The 17,340-nt window shown below is 61.4% G+C and carries 9 protein-coding genes; 7 read left to right on the top strand and 2 right to left on the bottom strand.

What is annotated here, in order from left to right; all coding sequences use genetic code 11:
• Positions 1-260: 260 nt before the first annotated feature.
• The gene (locus J2Y90_RS16390) at positions 261-6,671 is read right to left on the bottom strand and encodes a non-ribosomal peptide synthetase (protein ID WP_253500853.1); all 6,411 of its coding nucleotides are present in this window, start codon (positions 6,669-6,671) and stop codon (positions 261-263) included.
• A 474-nt stretch (positions 6,672-7,145) separates the two neighbouring features.
• On the opposite strand from J2Y90_RS16390, the gene J2Y90_RS16385 reads away from it, so the two are divergent.
• From J2Y90_RS16385 to J2Y90_RS16370, 4 genes are all read left to right on the top strand, one after another.
• A complete protein-coding gene (locus J2Y90_RS16385) occupies positions 7,146-7,940 on the top strand; it encodes a helix-turn-helix transcriptional regulator (RefSeq protein ID WP_253500852.1) in 795 nt (264 codons plus the stop codon).
• On the top strand, positions 7,922-9,376 hold the full coding sequence (locus J2Y90_RS16380; RefSeq protein WP_429459406.1) for an efflux transporter outer membrane subunit: 1,455 nt from the start codon (positions 7,922-7,924) through the stop codon (positions 9,374-9,376). Before J2Y90_RS16385 ends, J2Y90_RS16380 begins: the two co-directional genes overlap by 19 nt.
• Before the next feature lie 156 nt (positions 9,377-9,532).
• Positions 9,533-10,138, top strand: coding sequence for an SCO family protein (locus J2Y90_RS16375; RefSeq protein WP_016774221.1), 606 nt, complete (start codon positions 9,533-9,535; stop codon positions 10,136-10,138).
• Positions 10,138-10,617: a copper chaperone PCu(A)C gene (locus J2Y90_RS16370; protein ID WP_253500850.1), complete on the top strand. Its 480-nt coding sequence runs from the start codon at positions 10,138-10,140 to the stop codon at positions 10,615-10,617. The genes J2Y90_RS16375 and J2Y90_RS16370 overlap by 1 nt, the downstream gene beginning before the upstream one ends.
• A gap of 543 nt (positions 10,618-11,160) precedes the next feature.
• Here the strand turns inward: J2Y90_RS16370 and J2Y90_RS16365 are convergent.
• On the bottom strand, positions 11,161-12,177 hold the full coding sequence (locus tag J2Y90_RS16365; RefSeq protein ID WP_253500849.1) for an ABC transporter substrate-binding protein: 1,017 nt from the start codon (positions 12,175-12,177) through the stop codon (positions 11,161-11,163).
• A 113-nt stretch (positions 12,178-12,290) separates the two neighbouring features.
• Here J2Y90_RS16365 and J2Y90_RS16360 point away from each other — a divergent pair, with 113 nt between their 5' ends.
• From J2Y90_RS16360 to katG, 3 genes are all read left to right on the top strand, one after another.
• The gene (locus J2Y90_RS16360) at positions 12,291-12,485 is read left to right on the top strand and encodes a hypothetical protein (RefSeq protein WP_253500848.1); all 195 of its coding nucleotides are present in this window, start codon (positions 12,291-12,293) and stop codon (positions 12,483-12,485) included.
• 19 nt (positions 12,486-12,504) lie between these two features.
• A complete protein-coding gene (locus J2Y90_RS16355) occupies positions 12,505-14,715 on the top strand; it encodes an LTA synthase family protein (RefSeq protein WP_253500847.1) in 2,211 nt (736 codons plus the stop codon).
• 224 nt (positions 14,716-14,939) lie between these two features.
• Complete coding sequence (gene katG / locus J2Y90_RS16350; RefSeq protein WP_253500846.1) at positions 14,940-17,216, top strand: catalase/peroxidase HPI; 2,277 nt, start codon at positions 14,940-14,942, stop codon at positions 17,214-17,216.
• Positions 17,217-17,340 lie beyond the last annotated feature (124 nt).

Here is a 17,340-nt window from a genome sequence, read left to right as displayed (position 1 = left end):
GAGGTAACCTGCTGTAAATACGGAAAATAGGGGCGCGCAGCAGCGAGTCCGTGCAGGCGGCGCGCAGCCTGGAAAAACTAAAACATCGGGGCGTGGGCGTCTGACATGGGAAGCGGGGACAAGCCATATCGGATAAGGGCCACACAACCGGCCCCTGTAGGAGTGAGCCTGCTCGCGATTGCGGTGTGTCAGTCACGAACATATCGCCTGACCTGACGCCATCGCGAGCAGGCTCACTCCTGCAGGGTTTGTGTGCGCCGTCAGAGCCGGCGTTTGCGGTTGAGGTTCGGGATGGTGGTCTGGGCGATCTCGACCTGCTTCGCCTGTCGCGAGGTCTGGGCCGCCAGCGCGGCCAGTGTCGGCTGGCTGAACAGCGTGCGCGCGTCGACATGCAGGCCGGCCAGGCGCATGCGCGCGACCAGACTGACCGCGAGCAAGGAATGCCCGCCCAATTCGAAGAAGTTGTCGCCGCGCCCCACCTGCTCGACCTTGAGCACCTGCGCCCAGATCTGCGCCAAGGCGGTTTCCACGTCGCCTTCAGGTGGCGCATAAGGCCGACTGAGCAGCGCTTCCGCCCCCGGTTCCGGCAATGCCTTGCGATCGATTTTGTCGTTGGGCGTCAACGGCAACGCCGCCAGCATGACGTAAGCGCCGGGCACCATGAATTCTGGCAACCGCGCCAACACGTGGTTGCGCAACGCCTCCAGCGTCGGTGCAGCCCGTTCGGCCCGCACGCTGTAATAAGCCACCAATCGCTCATCGCGCACCAGCACCACTGCCTCGCGAATATCGGGATGCTCAAGCAGACGCGCTTCAATCTCGCCCAGCTCGAGACGAACCCCGCGCAGCTTGACCTGAAAGTCATTGCGACCGAGGAACTCGAGATTGCCGTCAGCGCTGTAACGCACCAGATCCCCAGTGCGATACAACCGGTCACCGGTCACAAACGGACTGTCGATAAAGCGTTCGGCCTGCAATTGCGGCAGTCCCCAATAGCCCCGCGCCACGCCCACCCCGCCAATGTGCAAATGACCGCTGACGCCAAGTGGCACCGGTTGATCGCCGGCATCGAGCACATACAGCCGCGTGTTGCTCAGCGCCTTGCCGATCGGCACTTGTGTCTGTGGCACCGGTTCACCGGGTTCCAGCGTCCAGCCGCTGCTGTCGACGGTGGTTTCGGTCGGCCCGTAGACGTTGTGCAGGCGCACCCACGGCAGGCGCTCGCGCACTTGCCGGGCCAGCGCAACAGTCAACTCGCCGCCACCGTTAAGCACGTCGGTGAGGCTGGTGCACTGGCTGACATCGTCCTGTTCGATGAACTGCTGCAACAACGCCGGTACAAACTTGACCACCGAAATGTTCTGCTCGCGAATCACTTGCGTCACATAAGCCGAATCGCGATTGCCGTCGGCCCGCGCCAGCACCAGACGCATGCCCGAGCACAGCGGCCAGAAGATCTCCCACACCGAACTGTCGAAACTGTACGGCGCCTTTTGCAACAATGACCCGTGTTCGCTCGGTGGCGCCAGTTGCGAACCCCAATGCACCATGTTGCAAGCGCTGCGGTGTTCGATCATCACGCCCTTCGGTGTACCGGTGGAGCCGGAGGTGTAGATCATGTAGGCCAGATTCGCCGCGCCGAGGCCCGACACCTGCGGGTTGTCGTGCGACTGGTCCTGCCAGGCGCCGAGGTCGAGATCGATCAGCGGCACGCTGGTTTCGCCGAGCAGATCGCGCGTCGCGCCATGCACCAGCAGCGCGACCGGTGCGCTGTCCTGCAACATGTAGTTGAGCCGTTGCAGCGGATAATCCGGATCGAGCGGCACATACGCACCACCGGCCTTGAGAATCCCCAACAGACCGATCACCAGTTCCGGCCCGCGCTCGACGCAGATCGCGACCCGCGAATCCGGCTGCACGCCGAGCTCGCGCAGATGATGAGCCAGGCGGTTGGCCTGCTCGTTCAACTGGCGATAGGTCAGGCGTTGCTCGGCGAACTGCACGGCGATGGCATCCGGCTTGCGCTGCACCTGTTGTTCGAACAGCGCCTGCAGCGGTTGCTCCATCGGGCAATCGACTTCAGTAGCGTTGAACTCGATCAGCAGCCGTTGCCGTTCCTCCTGCGGTAACAACGGCAGGCTGTTCAGCGGCCGCTGCGGCGTGTTTTCCAGCGCCTCGACCAAACCGCTCAACGCTGTTTGCACGTAAGCGCAAATCCGCTGCGCGCCAATATTCGACAAGGTTCTGGTGGTCAGGCGCAAGCCCGTACCGAGATCGTCAACGCTCAGGGTAAACGGGTAATTGGTGCGTTCCTCGTTGGCCAGGGTTTCGATGCCTTGCCAGGTTTGCCGGGAGGTTTTTTGCTCAGCATCATCGCTGTGTCGGTAGTTGAGCAAGGCACTGAACAGTGGCGCTGGCGCGGCAACGCCACTGCAACGCTGGGCCAGCGCCAAAGACGCATGTTCATGGGCGAGCAAAGCGGTCAGGCGTGCGTGGGTGGACTGCACCGCCGCGCGCGCGCCTTCACCGACATCGACCCGCAGCGGCAAAGTGTTGATGAACACCCCCAACGCCCGGTCGGCACCCACGCCGCCCTGCATGCGCCCCATCAGCACCGTGCCGAATACCACGCTTCGCTGCGCGGAGGTCGCTGCCAGCACTTGCGCCCAGGCGAGGTGGATCAGGCTGGCAACGCTCACACCCGCCAGACGCGCCTGCTGCTGCATGCGCTGATAGAGATCGGATGCCAAGGCTTGCTCAGCTTCTTCAATGTTGCTGCCGTCACCCTGCACATTCTGCAAAGCGAACGGCAAGGTCGGCTCGTCGATATCGCCGAGCATCTGGCGAAAGAACGCTTCATGCTCCTGCTCGCTGACGCCCAGTCGCGTCTGCGCCACGTAGTTGCGATACGGTACTGGCGGCGCTAGCGTCTCCGGGTGCCCGGACAGGCTGGCGTGAATCTCTTCGCGCATCGCTTCGAGCGCGATGTGATCCATCGCCAGGTGATGGAACAGCAAGATGCCAACCACTCGGTTGTGCGCCGGATCACGGGCATACATCAGGCGCAGCAGCGGTGCCTGACTGACATTGAGGCGATAGCGCCGTGCGTCGAAACGCTCGTGCAATTGATCGATGATCGCGCCGTGAGCAGGCTCCAGTTCGACCTCCTGCACTGGCAGAATCGCCTCGCGCCACACCACTTGCACCGGCGATGTCAGCCCCTCCCAGACCACTGCCGTACGCAGGATGTCGTGCCGTGCGATGACCTGACGCAGCGCAGTGGCGAAGGCCTCGACCCGTTCGAGGCTGTCGAACGCCAGCAGCGATTGCAGCAGGTACGGATCGCCCTGCGCGGCGGTGATGTGGTGATAGAGAATGCCTTCCTGCAACGGCGCCAAGGAGTAGATATCCTGCACGTTGGCGGCTCCGCCCGGCACCGTTGCAACGATGCGCTCGATCATCGCCTGATCCAGTTGCACAAGTGGCAACAGGTCAGGCGTGATGTGCGTGCAATCGGGGGGAATGCGGTTGGCCGGCACCTCGACTTCGCGGCCGCTGCCCTCCGCCGCTGCCAGCGCGGCCAGTGTCGGTTGACTGAACAGCACCCGCACATCGCTGCTCATACCGATCTGACGCATGCGCTCGATCAGCCCGACCGCCAACAAGGAGTGGCCGCCCAGCTCGAAGAAATGGTCGTGACGCCCCACCCGTTCAACCTGCAAGACCTCGGCCCAGATCTGCGCCAGGGCGATTTCGACGTCACCTTGTGGCGCCTCGTATTCGCGCCGGATCAACGCTTCCGGCCCCGGCGCCGGCAGCGCCTGGCGATCAAGCTTGCCGTTGGCGGTCAGCGGCAACGTCGCCAGGCGGATGTAGGCCGCCGGCAGCATCGCGGCCGGCAAGCGCGATGTCAGATGCGCGTGCAGTTGCAGGATGTCCAGCGCTTCACGCTCGGTAAACCATGCCAACAGCTGACCATTGCGCACCAGTACAACGGCTTCCTGCACCGCATCATGGCTGGCTAGAGCGGCTTCGATTTCACCCGGTTCGACACGCACACCGCGAACCTTCACTTGGTCATCATTACGACCGATGTACTCAAGGTTGCCGTCGGGGCGCCACCGTGCGAGGTCGCCGGTGCGGTACATGCGCGCCTCCGGCTGCACGCTGAACGGGTCGTCGAGGAAGCGTTCGGCGGTCAGGTCCGGGCGATTCAGATAACCCCGGGCCACCCCGGCGCCGCCCACATACAGCTCACCAATGATGCCGATCGGCACCGGGCGCTGCTGGTCATCGAGCAAATACGCCGTGGCATTGCTCACCGGTTTGCCGATGTGCAACGCCTGCCCAGGCATGATCAGCCCCGAGGTGGCGACCACCGTCGCTTCGGTCGGGCCATAGTTGTTGACCACCGCAAACGCCTGGGCACGGTTGAACTGGCGCAGACGATCACCGCCGATCAGCAAGGTGCGCAAGGTCGGGTGGTCGAGTTGTTTGCTGAAAGCGTATTCGGCAATCGGGGTTGGCAAAAAGCTGACGTCCAGCGGCTGCCCACGCCACCAGTCGAGCAGCACGTTGATGTCTTCGTTGCCTTCGCTTGCGGGCGGCAAGTGCAGGGTCGCCCCGGCACACAACGCTGGCCATACCTCCCACGCCATCGCGTCGAAACCGAAGCCGGCGAGGCTCGAAGTGTGCTGGCCGATGCCGAGGCCGAACGCCGCGCAGTGCCAGTCGACCAGATTGCCGAGTGTGCGGTGCTCGACCATGACGCCTTTGGGCAATCCGGTAGAGCCGGAGGTGTAAATCACGTAAGCGAGGTTGCTGGTGGTCAACCCCGGGACGTCGGGATCGACCATGTTGTCGAGCGACCATTCGCGCCGATCAAGCTCGATAACCGGCAGCGCTGTGGCGGGCAAACGCTCACGCAGATCGCTTTGGCTCAGCAACGCCACTGGAGCACTGTCGCTGAGCAGATAACTCAGGCGCTCGGGCGGATGCGCCGGATCAATCGGCACATACGCGGCGCCAGCCTTGAGAATCGCCAGTAGCCCGACCAGCGTTTCCAGGCCCCGGCGGGCAACGATCGCCACACGATCGTCAGGGCGCACGCCGAGGCCGATCAGATGGTGGGCCAACCCATTGGCTTGCCGGTTCAGCTCGGCATAACTCAGAGTTCGTCCTTGGTACGTTGCTACCACGGCGTCCGGTTGGTCGGCCACTCGGGATACGAATCGCTTATGAATCAGTTGCCCGTGCGGATAACTGACGCGGGTGTCGTTCCACTCCTTGAGCAGGGCCAGCTCTGCCGGGCTATTGAGGTTGAAATCGGCGATCGCCAGTGCCGGGCATTCCAGGCCTTGCTGCAGAATCAGCAACAAGCGCTCGGTGAGCGCCGCGATCTCATCGGCCGCGAAATAGGCAGGCGAGTACACCAGATGCAGCCAGGCCTTGTCGTTGAAACGGTTGCTGCGCAGGTGAAGGGCCAGCGGTGTCGCTTCATGCTGATTGGAGACCTTGACCACGTGCCCCGGCGTCTCAGCGTAACGGTAGTCATGGTCGTCCTGCTCGTAGGACACCGACAACTCGAACAGCTGCGAACGGTCTTCACGCAACAGGCCCAGTGCGCGGTTCATCTCGCTCAGTGGATAGCGTTGATGGCGAAAATCCTGCTTGAGGCTATCGCCGATCGCCTTGATCAACTCAGCGAATGACAATTCACGGCCAAAGTCCATGCGCATCGCACTTACCTGGGTGAACAAGCCCATGGTGCTTTTGAAGCGGGCGCCAGAGCGATTGAGAATCGGCAAGCCGACCACCCAATCGTCACGCTGGGCGGTGCGACTGAAATACACGTGCAGCGCCGCCAGCAACACATGAAAGGCCGAACCGCCGAGGTGTCGCGCGGTGTCTTTCATGCGCTCGTGCAGCAGGGCCGGAAAAGCCTCGACGTGGATGCGAGCTGGCGCCGTTTCAGGATCAAGGGGTTCGCGATAACGGGGCGTCAGCAAAAGTTCGGGAAGGCTGCGGTACTTGTCCAGCCAGTAGCTTTGATCGAGTTCATAGCGGGATGACTGGTGATAGCGCGCGTCATCTTCGATGAAGCCGACATAGGACGGTGCCGCCACGCCTGGATGCTCGCCGCGGGACAGCGCGCTGTAAATGTCGCCCACCGATTTGAACAGTAAACCAAACCCCCAACCATCGATAATCAAGTGGTGAGCCTGCGCTGCCAGCCAGTGGCGGTAATGATCGAGGCGAATCAGGCTGAAGCGGAACAACGCTTGGCCGCTCATCACGTACGCCTGGGCCATTTGCTCTTCGACCAGCGCCCGAGCCGCCGACTGTGGATCGGGATGCCCGCTGAAATCAAATAGCGGCATGTCCACCGGCAGTGTCTGTGCGAACCCTTGTAACGGCAGCCCGTCGTGACCGACGTCTGCCAGCAGCACAATGCGCAAGGCATCATTCGCTGCCACCAGAGATTCAAGTGCCGATTGCATCAGTGCCGGATCCAGCGGCCCGGTCAGTTCGACATACCCGCCAATGTTGTACAGCGGCGAATCTCCGCGGCTCAGTTGGTCCAGCCAGATATCCCGTTGAGCGGCAGTCAGCGGGAATGTCTCGACAGGCACGGACAGATCGTCCGCCACGTTGGCAGAAGTAGGCTGCATAAGATCCATCTCATGTGATTTGCCGGATATTCAAGCATCGGCCCCGTTTACGGGATGACACCTGAAACCCGGACAAGCGCAACGCTTCCCTGCCCCACTCGCCCTGAACCCCCCGAACTCAGGCGCGCCGCGCCCTGTTTGCTGAAGCAACGACTGAAAAATCTGTAGGAAAAACACCATTCCGCGGTAGCGCTTTTCGCTGGGCAGTCGACGCCGGGAAGACTTCATCTGCCGATAATCCGGGCGTTCGGCATGACCCGTCAGTCACGCATGTCGATTGAGCGCAGGCGCCTGCCATCAGCATCTCAGCGCAAATAGTGGCACTTTGTGTCCCTGTTTTCCCCTACAGACGCAGGACAAATGCATAGGATTAAATTCCGCTGCAGCTCAGTTCAAGGAGAAATGATTGCGCGGTGACGTGTGCATGAACGGTAGACGAAGCGGTGATGACTCTGAACCAGGGATGAGAAGGATATGAATCTGACCGGCAGTATTCGCAACATGGAAAACCCGCACTTCTACTGGCAACTTGGAGAGCTGATAGCCAGCACCGGCGACGATCATTTCGCCAGCAACATGTTCCAGTTGGTCGACACGCTGGTGCCGGTCAACCGCCTCGATCTCACTGAATGGACGCTGGATGAGCGCCAGGCCAGCGTGGTCGAGATCAAACCGCTGGGCAGCGCGGGTCTGCCGCAGGCCGGCGAATGCCAGGCAGCAATCGAACGACCGGACGATCATCCGCTGTTGCAGAAAATGATCGAGATGAACGACTCACTGCTGATCCAGTTGAAAGCCTCCTTGCTGCCACGCCATCCGCAACACGGCGTGCATCAATGCAATCTGGTGTCGCGCACGTCCAATCGCCGGTGTGTGATCTCGGTGTACCGGCCGCACACCCAGCGGGTGTTCTCCCTGCCGGAACTGGCGTTTCTGAAAAGCCTGTCCGACACCTTGCTGCCGCTGATCGAACGTCACGCGCAGATGACCCGGCAAAGCCTTGCCCGGCAGCCACGTCCGGCCCTGGCCGAGTTGGAGCAGGCGCCGCTGGCGCAGGTCTTCGATGAACGTCTGGCCCTGAGCGACGTCGTCTTGTCAGCGCGCGAGAAGGAAGTCTGTCTGGGTCTGCTGACCGGCGCCACCGTGCCGCAAATGGCGGAAAAACTGCGGGTCAAGAACAGCTCGATCGAGACGTATCTCAAGCGAGCCGCCGCCAAACTGGGTGTCAGCGGGCGACATGGTCTGGCGAAATGGATGGCCGGCGCTTGAACCCTTCTCGACCTTTACCGCATGTTCAGCCGAACCGCAGCTGTTCGAGCTTACGCCTTCCCCTACTGTGCACGGCTCTACTCATGGCCGGGTGTTCGCTGATCCCTGATTATGAGCGACCGCCGTCGCCGAGCGCCGCGCAGTACCCGGTGGCGACGCAGCCGGCGACGAACCGCGAAGACTGGCGCACGCTATTCAACGATCCGGCTCTCAAGCAACTTATTGCAACAGCGCTGGCCAATAACCGTGACCTGCGCGTGGCGGCGCTGAATGTTCAAGCGTTTCAGGCGCAATACCGGATCCAGCGCGCCGACCTGCTGCCGGCGGTGTCGGCCAACGCCAACGAGTTACGCCAGCGGATGCCGTCCAGCGTCACCGGCGGCCGGGCGCAAATCACCTCGACGTACACGGTCAATCTGGGCATCAGTGCTTATGAGCTGGATCTGTTCGGTCGGGTGCGCAGCCTCAGCGAACAAGCGTTGCAGAGCTGGCTCGCGACTGAGCAGGCGCGGCGCAGTGCCGAACTGAGTCTGGTGGCCAACGTGGCCAATGCCTACCTGACGTGGCGGGCCGATCAGCAGTTGCTGGAGCTGAGCCGTGACACGCTTACCGCCGACGAACAGAGCCTGCACCTGACCACGCGTAACCGCGAGGCTGGCAAATCTTCGGCGCTGGAACAGGCGCAAGCGCGGACCAGCGTCGACAGCTCGCGAGTCAATCTTGCGCGCTATCAACGACTGGTCGCCCAGGATCTGAACAGCCTTACGCTACTGGTGGGTGCGCCGGTATCCGAGCAATTGCCGGCGCTTCCCTTGGCCAGTGAACTGGTATCGCCGCTGCTGGCGGGGCTGCCGTCGGATCTGCTGCAACGGCGCCCGGACATCCTGCAGGCCGAATACCGGCTCAAAGCCGCCAACGCCAATATCGGCGCGGCGCGCGCAGCCTTCTATCCCAGCGTGAGCCTGACCGCCAATGCCGGCACCGCCAGTCGAGATCTCTCCGGGTTGTTCAGCGCAGGCTCCGGCGCGTGGACGTTCCAGCCGCAGATCAGCCTGCCGATCTTCAATGCCGGGAGCCTGCGGGCGAGTCTGGATTATTCGAAATTGCAGAAAGATGTGGCGGTGGCTGAATACGAAAAATCGATCCAGACGGCGTTTCAGGAAGTCGCCGACGGACTGGCGGCGCGCAGCACCTATGCGCAGCAACTGCAGGCCCAGCGCGATCTGGTGCAAGCCACGCAGGACTACTACAACCTGGCGCAGAACCGTTATCGCAACGGCGTCGACAGCAGCCTGACCTTTCTCGATGCGCAACGTTCGCTGTTCACTGCGCAACAAGCCTTGATCAGCGACCGCCTCGCGCAACTGGTGGCCGAGGTCAATCTGTACACCGCGCTGGGCGGTGGCTGGCAGACGGAGGAGCCAGCGCTGCGCTGACCTCCGGTCATTTCTTCTTACACCTTTTGTCGCCCGATCCGGCACCACGCGGCGATCGGCGGCCGGCGAACGGGCTCAGTTTGCTATCATGCGGCGCTTTTACGGTTAACCCCCCGCCAGTCCTGCCGACTTGCGGGCTGCAAAAGGCGGTATTAGATGACGGCTTTGTTGACTCGCCGCAAGGTACTTGCGGGAATGGGCGTGCTCGGGCTCGGCCTGCTCGCCGGTTGCGATACCCGTGGCCAACTGTCGTACAAGTACGGCAAGGATCTGAGCGACAAGATCCTCGGACGCACCTTCAAGCTGAAGAACCCCGAAGGCGAAACCATGTCGCTGTCGAGCTTTCGCGGGATGATGCCGATGATCTTCTTCGGCTTCACCCAGTGCCCGGCCGTTTGCCCCACCACCCTGGCCCGCGCCGCGCAGATCAAGAAGCTCATGGGCCGCGACGGCGACCGCCTGCAAGTGGTGTTCATCACCCTCGATCCCGAACGCGACACGCCGCAGATCCTCGACGCCTACGTCAAAGCCTTCGACCCGAGCTTCGTCGCGCTGTACGGCACACTTGAGGAAACCAAGGCCACCGCCAAGGAATTCGACGTGTTCTACGAAAAAGTCCCGGCCGGCGACACCTACACCATCTCCCACACGTCCACCAGCTACGTCTACGACTCGCGTGGTGAGTTGCGCCTGGGCCTGTCCACTTCGCTGACAGCCCAAGAGTGCACGGAAGATTTGCTTACTGTTATGGAGGTCTGCTGATGCATCCCGTTCTGAATCACTTCAAACGCACCGTGTGCGTGCTGTCCCTGCTCGGCCTGGCGTTCCAGGTTTCGGCGCAGACCAAAGTCGACGACGCCTGGGTCCGCGCCACCGTGCCGACCCAGTCCGCCAGCGGCGCGTTCATGACCGTCACTGCCGACAGCGACAGCAAGCTGCTCAGCGTTGCCTCGCCAGCGGCAAAGGACGTGCAGATTCATGAGATGAGCATGAAGAACGACGTCATGAGCATGGGCCCGGTGAAATCAGTTGAGCTGCCCGCCGGCAAAGCCGTGAGCTTCGACCCGAACGGCTACCACATCATGCTGATGGGCCTGACCGGTCGATTGAAAGAAGGCGAAAGCGTGCCGCTGACCCTGACCGTGGAAAACGCCAAGGGCGAGAAAGAAGCCATCGAGGTTAAAGCGCCGGTTCGCGCGCTGACCGAGATGGGCGGCCACGATCACAGCAAGATGCATTGATCGCTGACGGAAATACTGTTCGCCAGAAAACCTGTGGGAGCGAGCTTGCTCGCGAAGGCGTCAGGTCAGTCAAATCACCTGTGGCTGAAACTCCGCTTTCGCGAGCAGGCTCACTCCCACAGTAGTGCCGGGTGATGCCCCATTTCGCATCTGCCACAAATCCCCTTTAGGAGTGAGCCTGCTCGCGATCACGGTGTGTCAGTCACGAAAAATGTCGAATGACCTGACGCCATCGCGAGCAAGCTCGCTCCTACAGTAGTGCCGGGTGATGCCCCACTCTGCAACCGCCGAAAAAACCTGTGGGAGCGAGCTTGCTCGCGATCGCGTCAGGTCAGTCAAATCATCTGTGGCTGAACTCCGCTTTCGCGAGCAGGCTCGCTCCCACGGTAGTTCCGGGTGATGCCCCATTTCGCATCCGCCACAAATCCCCTGTAGGAGTGAGCCTGCTCGCGATCACGGTGTGTCAGTCACGAAAATGTCGAATGACCTGACGCCATCGCGAGAGGCTCACTCCTACAGTAGTGCCGGGTGATGCCGGATCCTTCAACTCCCCGCACCACCATGCGCCTCTTCAAAAAAGTAATCCTTCCAGCTTGCCGCTTTGTTTTTCAGCACGCCCAGTCCCTGCAATTTCTCCGCATAGATAAATGTGCGTTGCGGCACCACGGTGAAGTCGATTTCCGGGTCTTTGACGATTTGCTCGACCAGCGCCAGCGGCAGTTTCGATTGCTCTACACGGATGTAGGCCTGGGCAGCGGCAGGCTTGTCGGCTTTGATGATTTTCTCGGCTTCGGCCAGTGCGTCGTAGAACGCCTTGTAGGTTTTCGGGTTTTCGTTGTGGAATTTTTCTGTGGTGTAGAGCACGTTGAACGTCGCCGGACCGCCGAGGATGTCGTAGGAACTCAGCACTTTGTGCACGTTAGGGTTTTGCAGAGCCTGGTACTGAAACGGTGGGCTGGAGAAATGAGAGTTGATTTCCGAGCCGCCGGCGATCAGTGCAGCGGTGGCGTCCGGGTGCGGCAGGCTGACCGAAATGTTGTCGAACTTCTTGAACTGATCGTCGCCGAATTCCCTGGCGGTTTCGATCTGCAGCGTGCGCGACTGGAAGCCTACGCCCGCGGCCGGCACGGCGATGCGATCCTTGTCGCTGAAGTCCTTGAGGGTTTTGATGTTCGGGTTGTTGGTCAGCAGATAATTGGGCATCGAACCCAGCGCGGCGATGGCTTTGACGTTCTGTTTGCCCTTGGTGCGGTCCCACACGGTGAGCATCGGCGGCACGCCGGCGGAGACCACGTCCAGCGCCCCGGTCAGCAGCGCCTCGTTCATGGCCGTCGCGCCGGAAATGCTGTTCCAGTCGACCTTGATCTCCAGGCCCTGGGCCTTGCCGTGTTTCTCGATCAGTTGTTGATCGCGCACGACGTCGAGAATCAGGTAACCGATGCCGAATTGCTGGGCGATGCTGATTTTGCCCTCGGCCCGGGCGCCGCTGCTGAACAGCGCGCCCGCTGCCAGAGTTGCGGCCAACAGAGTCAGCGCAGAACGTTTGAACGGTGTAGCCATGACAACCTCGCAGCATAGGGTGGGCTGAAAGGACTGACTTTATAGCTATAAAAAATAGAAATTAAATACCTTTATCGCATATCGATAGCACTGGGGGATTTGACGTCTGCTGCGTGAATATCACCAGCGGTGGCCGGACCTACAACAGTCTGAAACAAAAAAGTGTCCTGACTGAAAAGCTACAGCTGGTGCGAAACGCCCGCCAGCGCTGGGTGTCCGCCTCTTCAGAGAGCGCCAGCCGCCAGTTTAAAAAGCCGATCAGGATTCCTGTCCTTGTTATCATCACCCACACTTTTTTGACCCTTTGATGACATGCAGGCCTTTTTTGTGAGCGCTCTTTTCAACTGGCTGCGGCAGCCGAATGCCCGTCTCCTCTCCCTCATCGTTTTGGTATTGATCGTGCCGGTGTGTCTGCGCGCGGCCCTGGGCTGGTCGACACCGCTGGGCTTTCTCTCGGATCTCGCCGTCGGCAGTCTGCTGGTGGTAGCACTGCATCGTCGCGCATGGTGGCTGGCCTTGCCGGTGCTGTTGTTCTGGGCGTTGCTGGCGATCGCCACGGTAGAACTGGTCAGCGCCGTCGGCCGCCTGCCGACGCCTTCGGATATCCACTATTTGATCGATCCGCAGTTCGTCGAGAATTCCACCGGCGGCGGGCTTGCGCACCCTGCCCTGGCGATCGCTTTGTTGGGGGCATTGAGTTTCTGGCTGCTGACTCAAGTGGCCGGACGTGGTCTGTCTCGTCCGGCACTACCGCGCGTGGTCTGGGTCGCGCCAATCGTGTTGTTCGCCGCGCACTGGGGTGCGCAAAACCTGTGGCCGAACGACGGCGACGCGTGGCGCTTGTACAACCTGCCGCATCAACTGCTCGCCAGTGAAGTCGCCGACCTGCAGATCCAGGCCGAGGAATGGCTGGACGGTGACCTCGAAGAACCGACGCCCGCAATGGCGGGGCTCACCGACGTCGACCTCAATGGCCAGAAGCTGCTGACCGCGCCGGGTCAGGCGCGCAACGTGTTGATCATCGCCCTGGAAGGCATTCCCGGCGCCTACATCCGTGCCAACCGCGAGGCGATCGGCAGTCATTATCAGGAAGACCTGATGCCGAATCTCAGCCGCTGGGCCGAGCGCGGCATGAACACCCCGGACTACGTGCTGCACAGCCATCAGACCATTCGCGGTCTGTACGCCATGCTTTGCGGTGACTACGACAAGCTCAACAACGGCACGCCCAAAGGCGTGGAAATGCTCACCCTGAACGAGCGCAATCAGGCCTGCCTGCCAGCGCAGCTGCGCGCTCACGGTTTCAGCACCCACTATCTGCAAGGTGCCGGCCTGCGCTTCATGGCCAAAGACAAAATCATGCCGCACATCGGTTTCGATGCGACCCACGGCCTGGAATGGTTCAGCAACAGCAATTATCTGGAGTTCCCGTGGGGCAAGGATGACAAGGCGTTTTTCGAAGGTGCGCTGGATTACGTCGGCCAACTGAAAAAGCACAAACAGCCGTGGATGCTGACCTTGCTGACAGTCGGCACCCACCAGCCCTACTCCGCACCTGACGATTATCTGCAGCGCTATGAGACGCCGAAGCAGGCCGCCGTCGGTTACCTCGACGATGCGCTGGACCAGTTTCTTTCGGGGCTGGAACGCCAGGGCATTCTGAAAGACACGCTGGTGGTGATCACCTCGGATGAATCCCACGGCATCGACGGCGTGCGGCTGGCCTCTTCATGGGGTTTCAACCTGACGCTGGCGCCGGAGCAGGCGCAACTGCCGCGCCTGAATGCCGGGGTGTACGGCCACGTCGATCTGAGCACTTCGATCCTCGACTATTTCGACCTGCCGGTGCCGACGGCGCTGAGCGGCCGGTCGCTGTTTCGCGACTACGATTCCGGGCGCGAAATCATGTCGTTCACCAACGGCAAACTGCGCTACCACAACGGTCAGGGCATTTTCTCCGAGTGCGACCTGCCGCGCCGCTGCCGCTATTACCAAAGCACCGGCTTCATCGCCGAAAGCGCCACCTACAAAGGCACCTACAGCGGACACCCGGCCCGGCAGATCGCCGCCCGCGCCGATGCGCTGGACCTGTCCCTGCTGCGCACGCCACTCAACCATCGCTACCAGTTCGGCAGCAACAACATCATCCCCCTGCAGGCGCAGGTCAAGGACGACTGGGCCGACAACCTGATCGGCGCGCAATACCTGGAAATGCCCAAAGGCTCGCACACCCGCGTGCGCCTGACCGTGCGCTCGGTCGATCCGCAGCAGGCGGCGTACATTCAGCTCAAGGCCAAGGAATTCGAACAGGACGTGCAACTGGGATTGCCGGCAGAAATGGTGGCGACGGCGGATCAGCCGCTGGAGATGGATTTCAGCTTTGAAAACCCGCAGCCGCGCAAGGCCTTCTCGTTTCATCTGTTGGGGTATGGCAATGGCGCGGTCGAGGTCTCGGACTTCAGCGTGATCACTGAACTGCCGGGGCAGGATGACATACTTGATGAAGTGCCCGAGGACGATACCGCGCAATCGAGCTAACCCCGTGCAGGAGCTGTCGAAGGCAGCAATCTTTTGCTTTTTGATTTTTCATCGAACAGCAAGATCAAAAGATCGCAGCCTTCGGCGGCTCCTGCATGGGACGGTGAAAGAGTTTGCCTATCGGTATCCAATAGTCGGGCTATTAGCCGACTTGCCAACTCGGGTCTAGCCTTACCAGTCCGAAGTCGGCACGAGCCGGCCGCAGACCTGATAGGGATACGAACATGGCAAACGAATCGAAATGCCCGTTCAACCACGCCGCCGGTGGCGGTACGACGAACCGTGACTGGTGGCCGAATCAACTCAATCTGAAAATTCTCAGCCAGCATTCACCCAAGTCCGATCCGCTGGGCCAGGACTTCGACTACGCCAAAGCTTTCAAAAGCCTCGATTTTCAGGCGCTAAAACAAGACATCAGAGCGCTGATGACTGATTCTCAGGACTGGTGGCCGGCCGATTTCGGCCACTATGGCCCGCTGTTCGTGCGCATGGCCTGGCACAGCGCCGGGACTTATCGCACCGCCGATGGCCGTGGTGGCGCCGGCTCTGGACAACAGCGCTTTGCGCCACTGAACAGCTGGCCGGACAACGTCAGCCTCGACAAGGCCCGGCGCCTACTGTGGCCGATCAAGCAGAAATACGGGCGCAATATTTCCTGGGCCGACCTGATCGTGCTCACCGGCAACGTCGCCCTGGAGTCGATGGGCTTCAAGACCTTCGGTTTCTCCGGCGGCCGCGCGGATGTCTGGGAACCGGATGAAGATGTGTACTGGGGTTCGGAAACCGAATGGCTCGGCGGAGACAACCGTTATGGCAAGAGCAACGGCCCGGTGCAGGAACCCGGCGACGGCACACTGGTGGCTGAGCCCGATTTGCATGGCCGCGAAGAAAGCCGCACCGATCAGGGCGAACGCAATCTGGAAAATCCCCTCGCCGCCGTACAGATGGGCCTGATCTACGTGAACCCGGAAGGCCCTGAAGGCAACCCGGACCCGGTGGCCTCGGCCAAGGACATCCGCGAAACCTTCGGCCGCATGGCCATGAACGATGAAGAAACCGTGGCGCTGATCGCCGGCGGTCATGCGTTCGGCAAGACCCACGGCGCCGGCCCTGCCGACAATGTCGGTGCCGAACCGGAAGCGGCCGGCCTCGAACAACAAGGCCTGGGCTGGAAAAACGCATTCGGCACCGGTAAAGGCGCCGACACCATCACCAGCGGCCTGGAAGTCACCTGGACCACCACGCCAACGCAGTGGAGCAACAACTATCTGGAAAACCTGTTCGGCTTCGAATGGGAGCTGAGCAAAAGCCCGGCGGGCGCCAATCAGTGGCAACCGAAAAACGGCGCCGGTGCCGGCACCGTTCCCCACGCTCACGATCCGAACAAGAAGCTCTCGCCGACCATGCTCACCTCCGACCTGGCGCTGCGCTTCGATCCTGCCTATGAGCAGATCTCGCGACGCTTCCTGGCCAATCCCGATCAGCTCGCCGACGCGTTCGCCCGCGCCTGGTACAAGCTGATCCATCGCGACATGGGGCCACTCTCTCGCTACCTCGGCCCGGAACTGCCGCAAGAGGAGTTGCTCTGGCAAGATCCGCTGCCCGACGTAACGCATGCGCTGATCGATGACAGCGACGCCACGGCGCTGAAGAACAAGGTGCTGGATTCAGGACTGTCGGTCTCGCAACTGGTCTCCACCGCGTGGGCGGCAGCATCGACCTTCCGCGGCTCGGACAAGCGCGGCGGTGCCAACGGCGGGCGCTTGCGTCTGGCCCCACAGAAGTTCTGGCAGGCCAACCAGCCGGAGCAACTGGAGAAGGTGCTGAGCACACTCGAAGGCATTCAGAACGAGTTCAACAACGGCGCGGCCGGTGGCAAGAAGATCTCGCTGGCTGACTTGATTGTGCTGGCCGGCAACGCCGGGGTAGAAAAAGCCGCGCAAAACGCCGGGCATTCGGTGTCGGTGCCGTTCTCACCGGGCCGCGTCGATGCTTCGCAGGAGCAGACCGATGTCGAATCGTTCGGCTTCCTCGAACCGATCGCCGACGGTTTCCGCAATTACAGCAAAGGCAAATACACGGTTGCGGCAGAAACCCTGCTGATCGACAAGGCGCAATTGCTCACCCTCACCGCGCCGGAAATGACCGTACTGGTGGGTGGTCTGCGGGTGTTGAACACCAACGTCGGGCAGACCCGACACGGCGTGTTCACCGACCAAACCGAAGCGCTAAGCAATGACTTCTTCACCCACCTGCTGGACATGGGCGTGGAGTGGACGCCGACCTCGCGGGATGCCGACGAGTTCGAGGGTCGTGATCGCAAGACCGGAGCGGCGAAATGGACGGCGACGCGGGTGGATCTGGTGTTCGGCTCGAATGCGCAATTGCGCGCCTTGGCCGAGGTGTATGCCAGTTCCGATGCGAAGACGCAGTTCGTCAATGATTTCGTCAAGGCATGGACGAAGGTGATGAATCTGGACCGGTTTGACCTGCGCAAATAGCTGGTTGTTGTGCCAATGAAAATGCCGCTCGTTGAGCGCCATTTTTGTGTCTTGATCGTTCCCACGCTCCGCGTGGGAATGCAGCAAGGGACGCTCTGCGTCCCAAAGCCGACGCAGAGCGTCG

This window comes from Pseudomonas koreensis (assembly GCF_024169245.1).
In the GTDB taxonomy this organism is placed as follows: Bacteria; Pseudomonadota; Gammaproteobacteria; order Pseudomonadales; family Pseudomonadaceae; genus Aquipseudomonas; species Aquipseudomonas koreensis_F.
This window is presented reverse-complemented; position numbering and strand designations above follow the sequence as displayed.

What these genes read in the sequence shown, in the direction of transcription:
- J2Y90_RS16390 (WP_253500853.1), bottom strand. Translation starts at nt 6,671, where the DNA reads ATGCAGCCTACTTCTGCCAACGTGGCGGACGATCTGTCCGTGCCTGTC.
- J2Y90_RS16385 (WP_253500852.1), top strand. Translation starts at nt 7,146, where the DNA reads ATGAATCTGACCGGCAGTATTCGCAACATGGAAAACCCGCACTTCTAC.
- J2Y90_RS16380 (WP_429459406.1), top strand. Translation starts at nt 7,922, where the DNA reads ATGGATGGCCGGCGCTTGAACCCTTCTCGACCTTTACCGCATGTTCAG.
- J2Y90_RS16375 (WP_016774221.1), top strand. Translation starts at nt 9,533, where the DNA reads ATGACGGCTTTGTTGACTCGCCGCAAGGTACTTGCGGGAATGGGCGTG.
- J2Y90_RS16370 (WP_253500850.1), top strand. Translation starts at nt 10,138, where the DNA reads ATGCATCCCGTTCTGAATCACTTCAAACGCACCGTGTGCGTGCTGTCC.
- J2Y90_RS16365 (WP_253500849.1), bottom strand. Translation starts at nt 12,177, where the DNA reads ATGGCTACACCGTTCAAACGTTCTGCGCTGACTCTGTTGGCCGCAACT.
- katG (WP_253500846.1), top strand. Translation starts at nt 14,940, where the DNA reads ATGGCAAACGAATCGAAATGCCCGTTCAACCACGCCGCCGGTGGCGGT.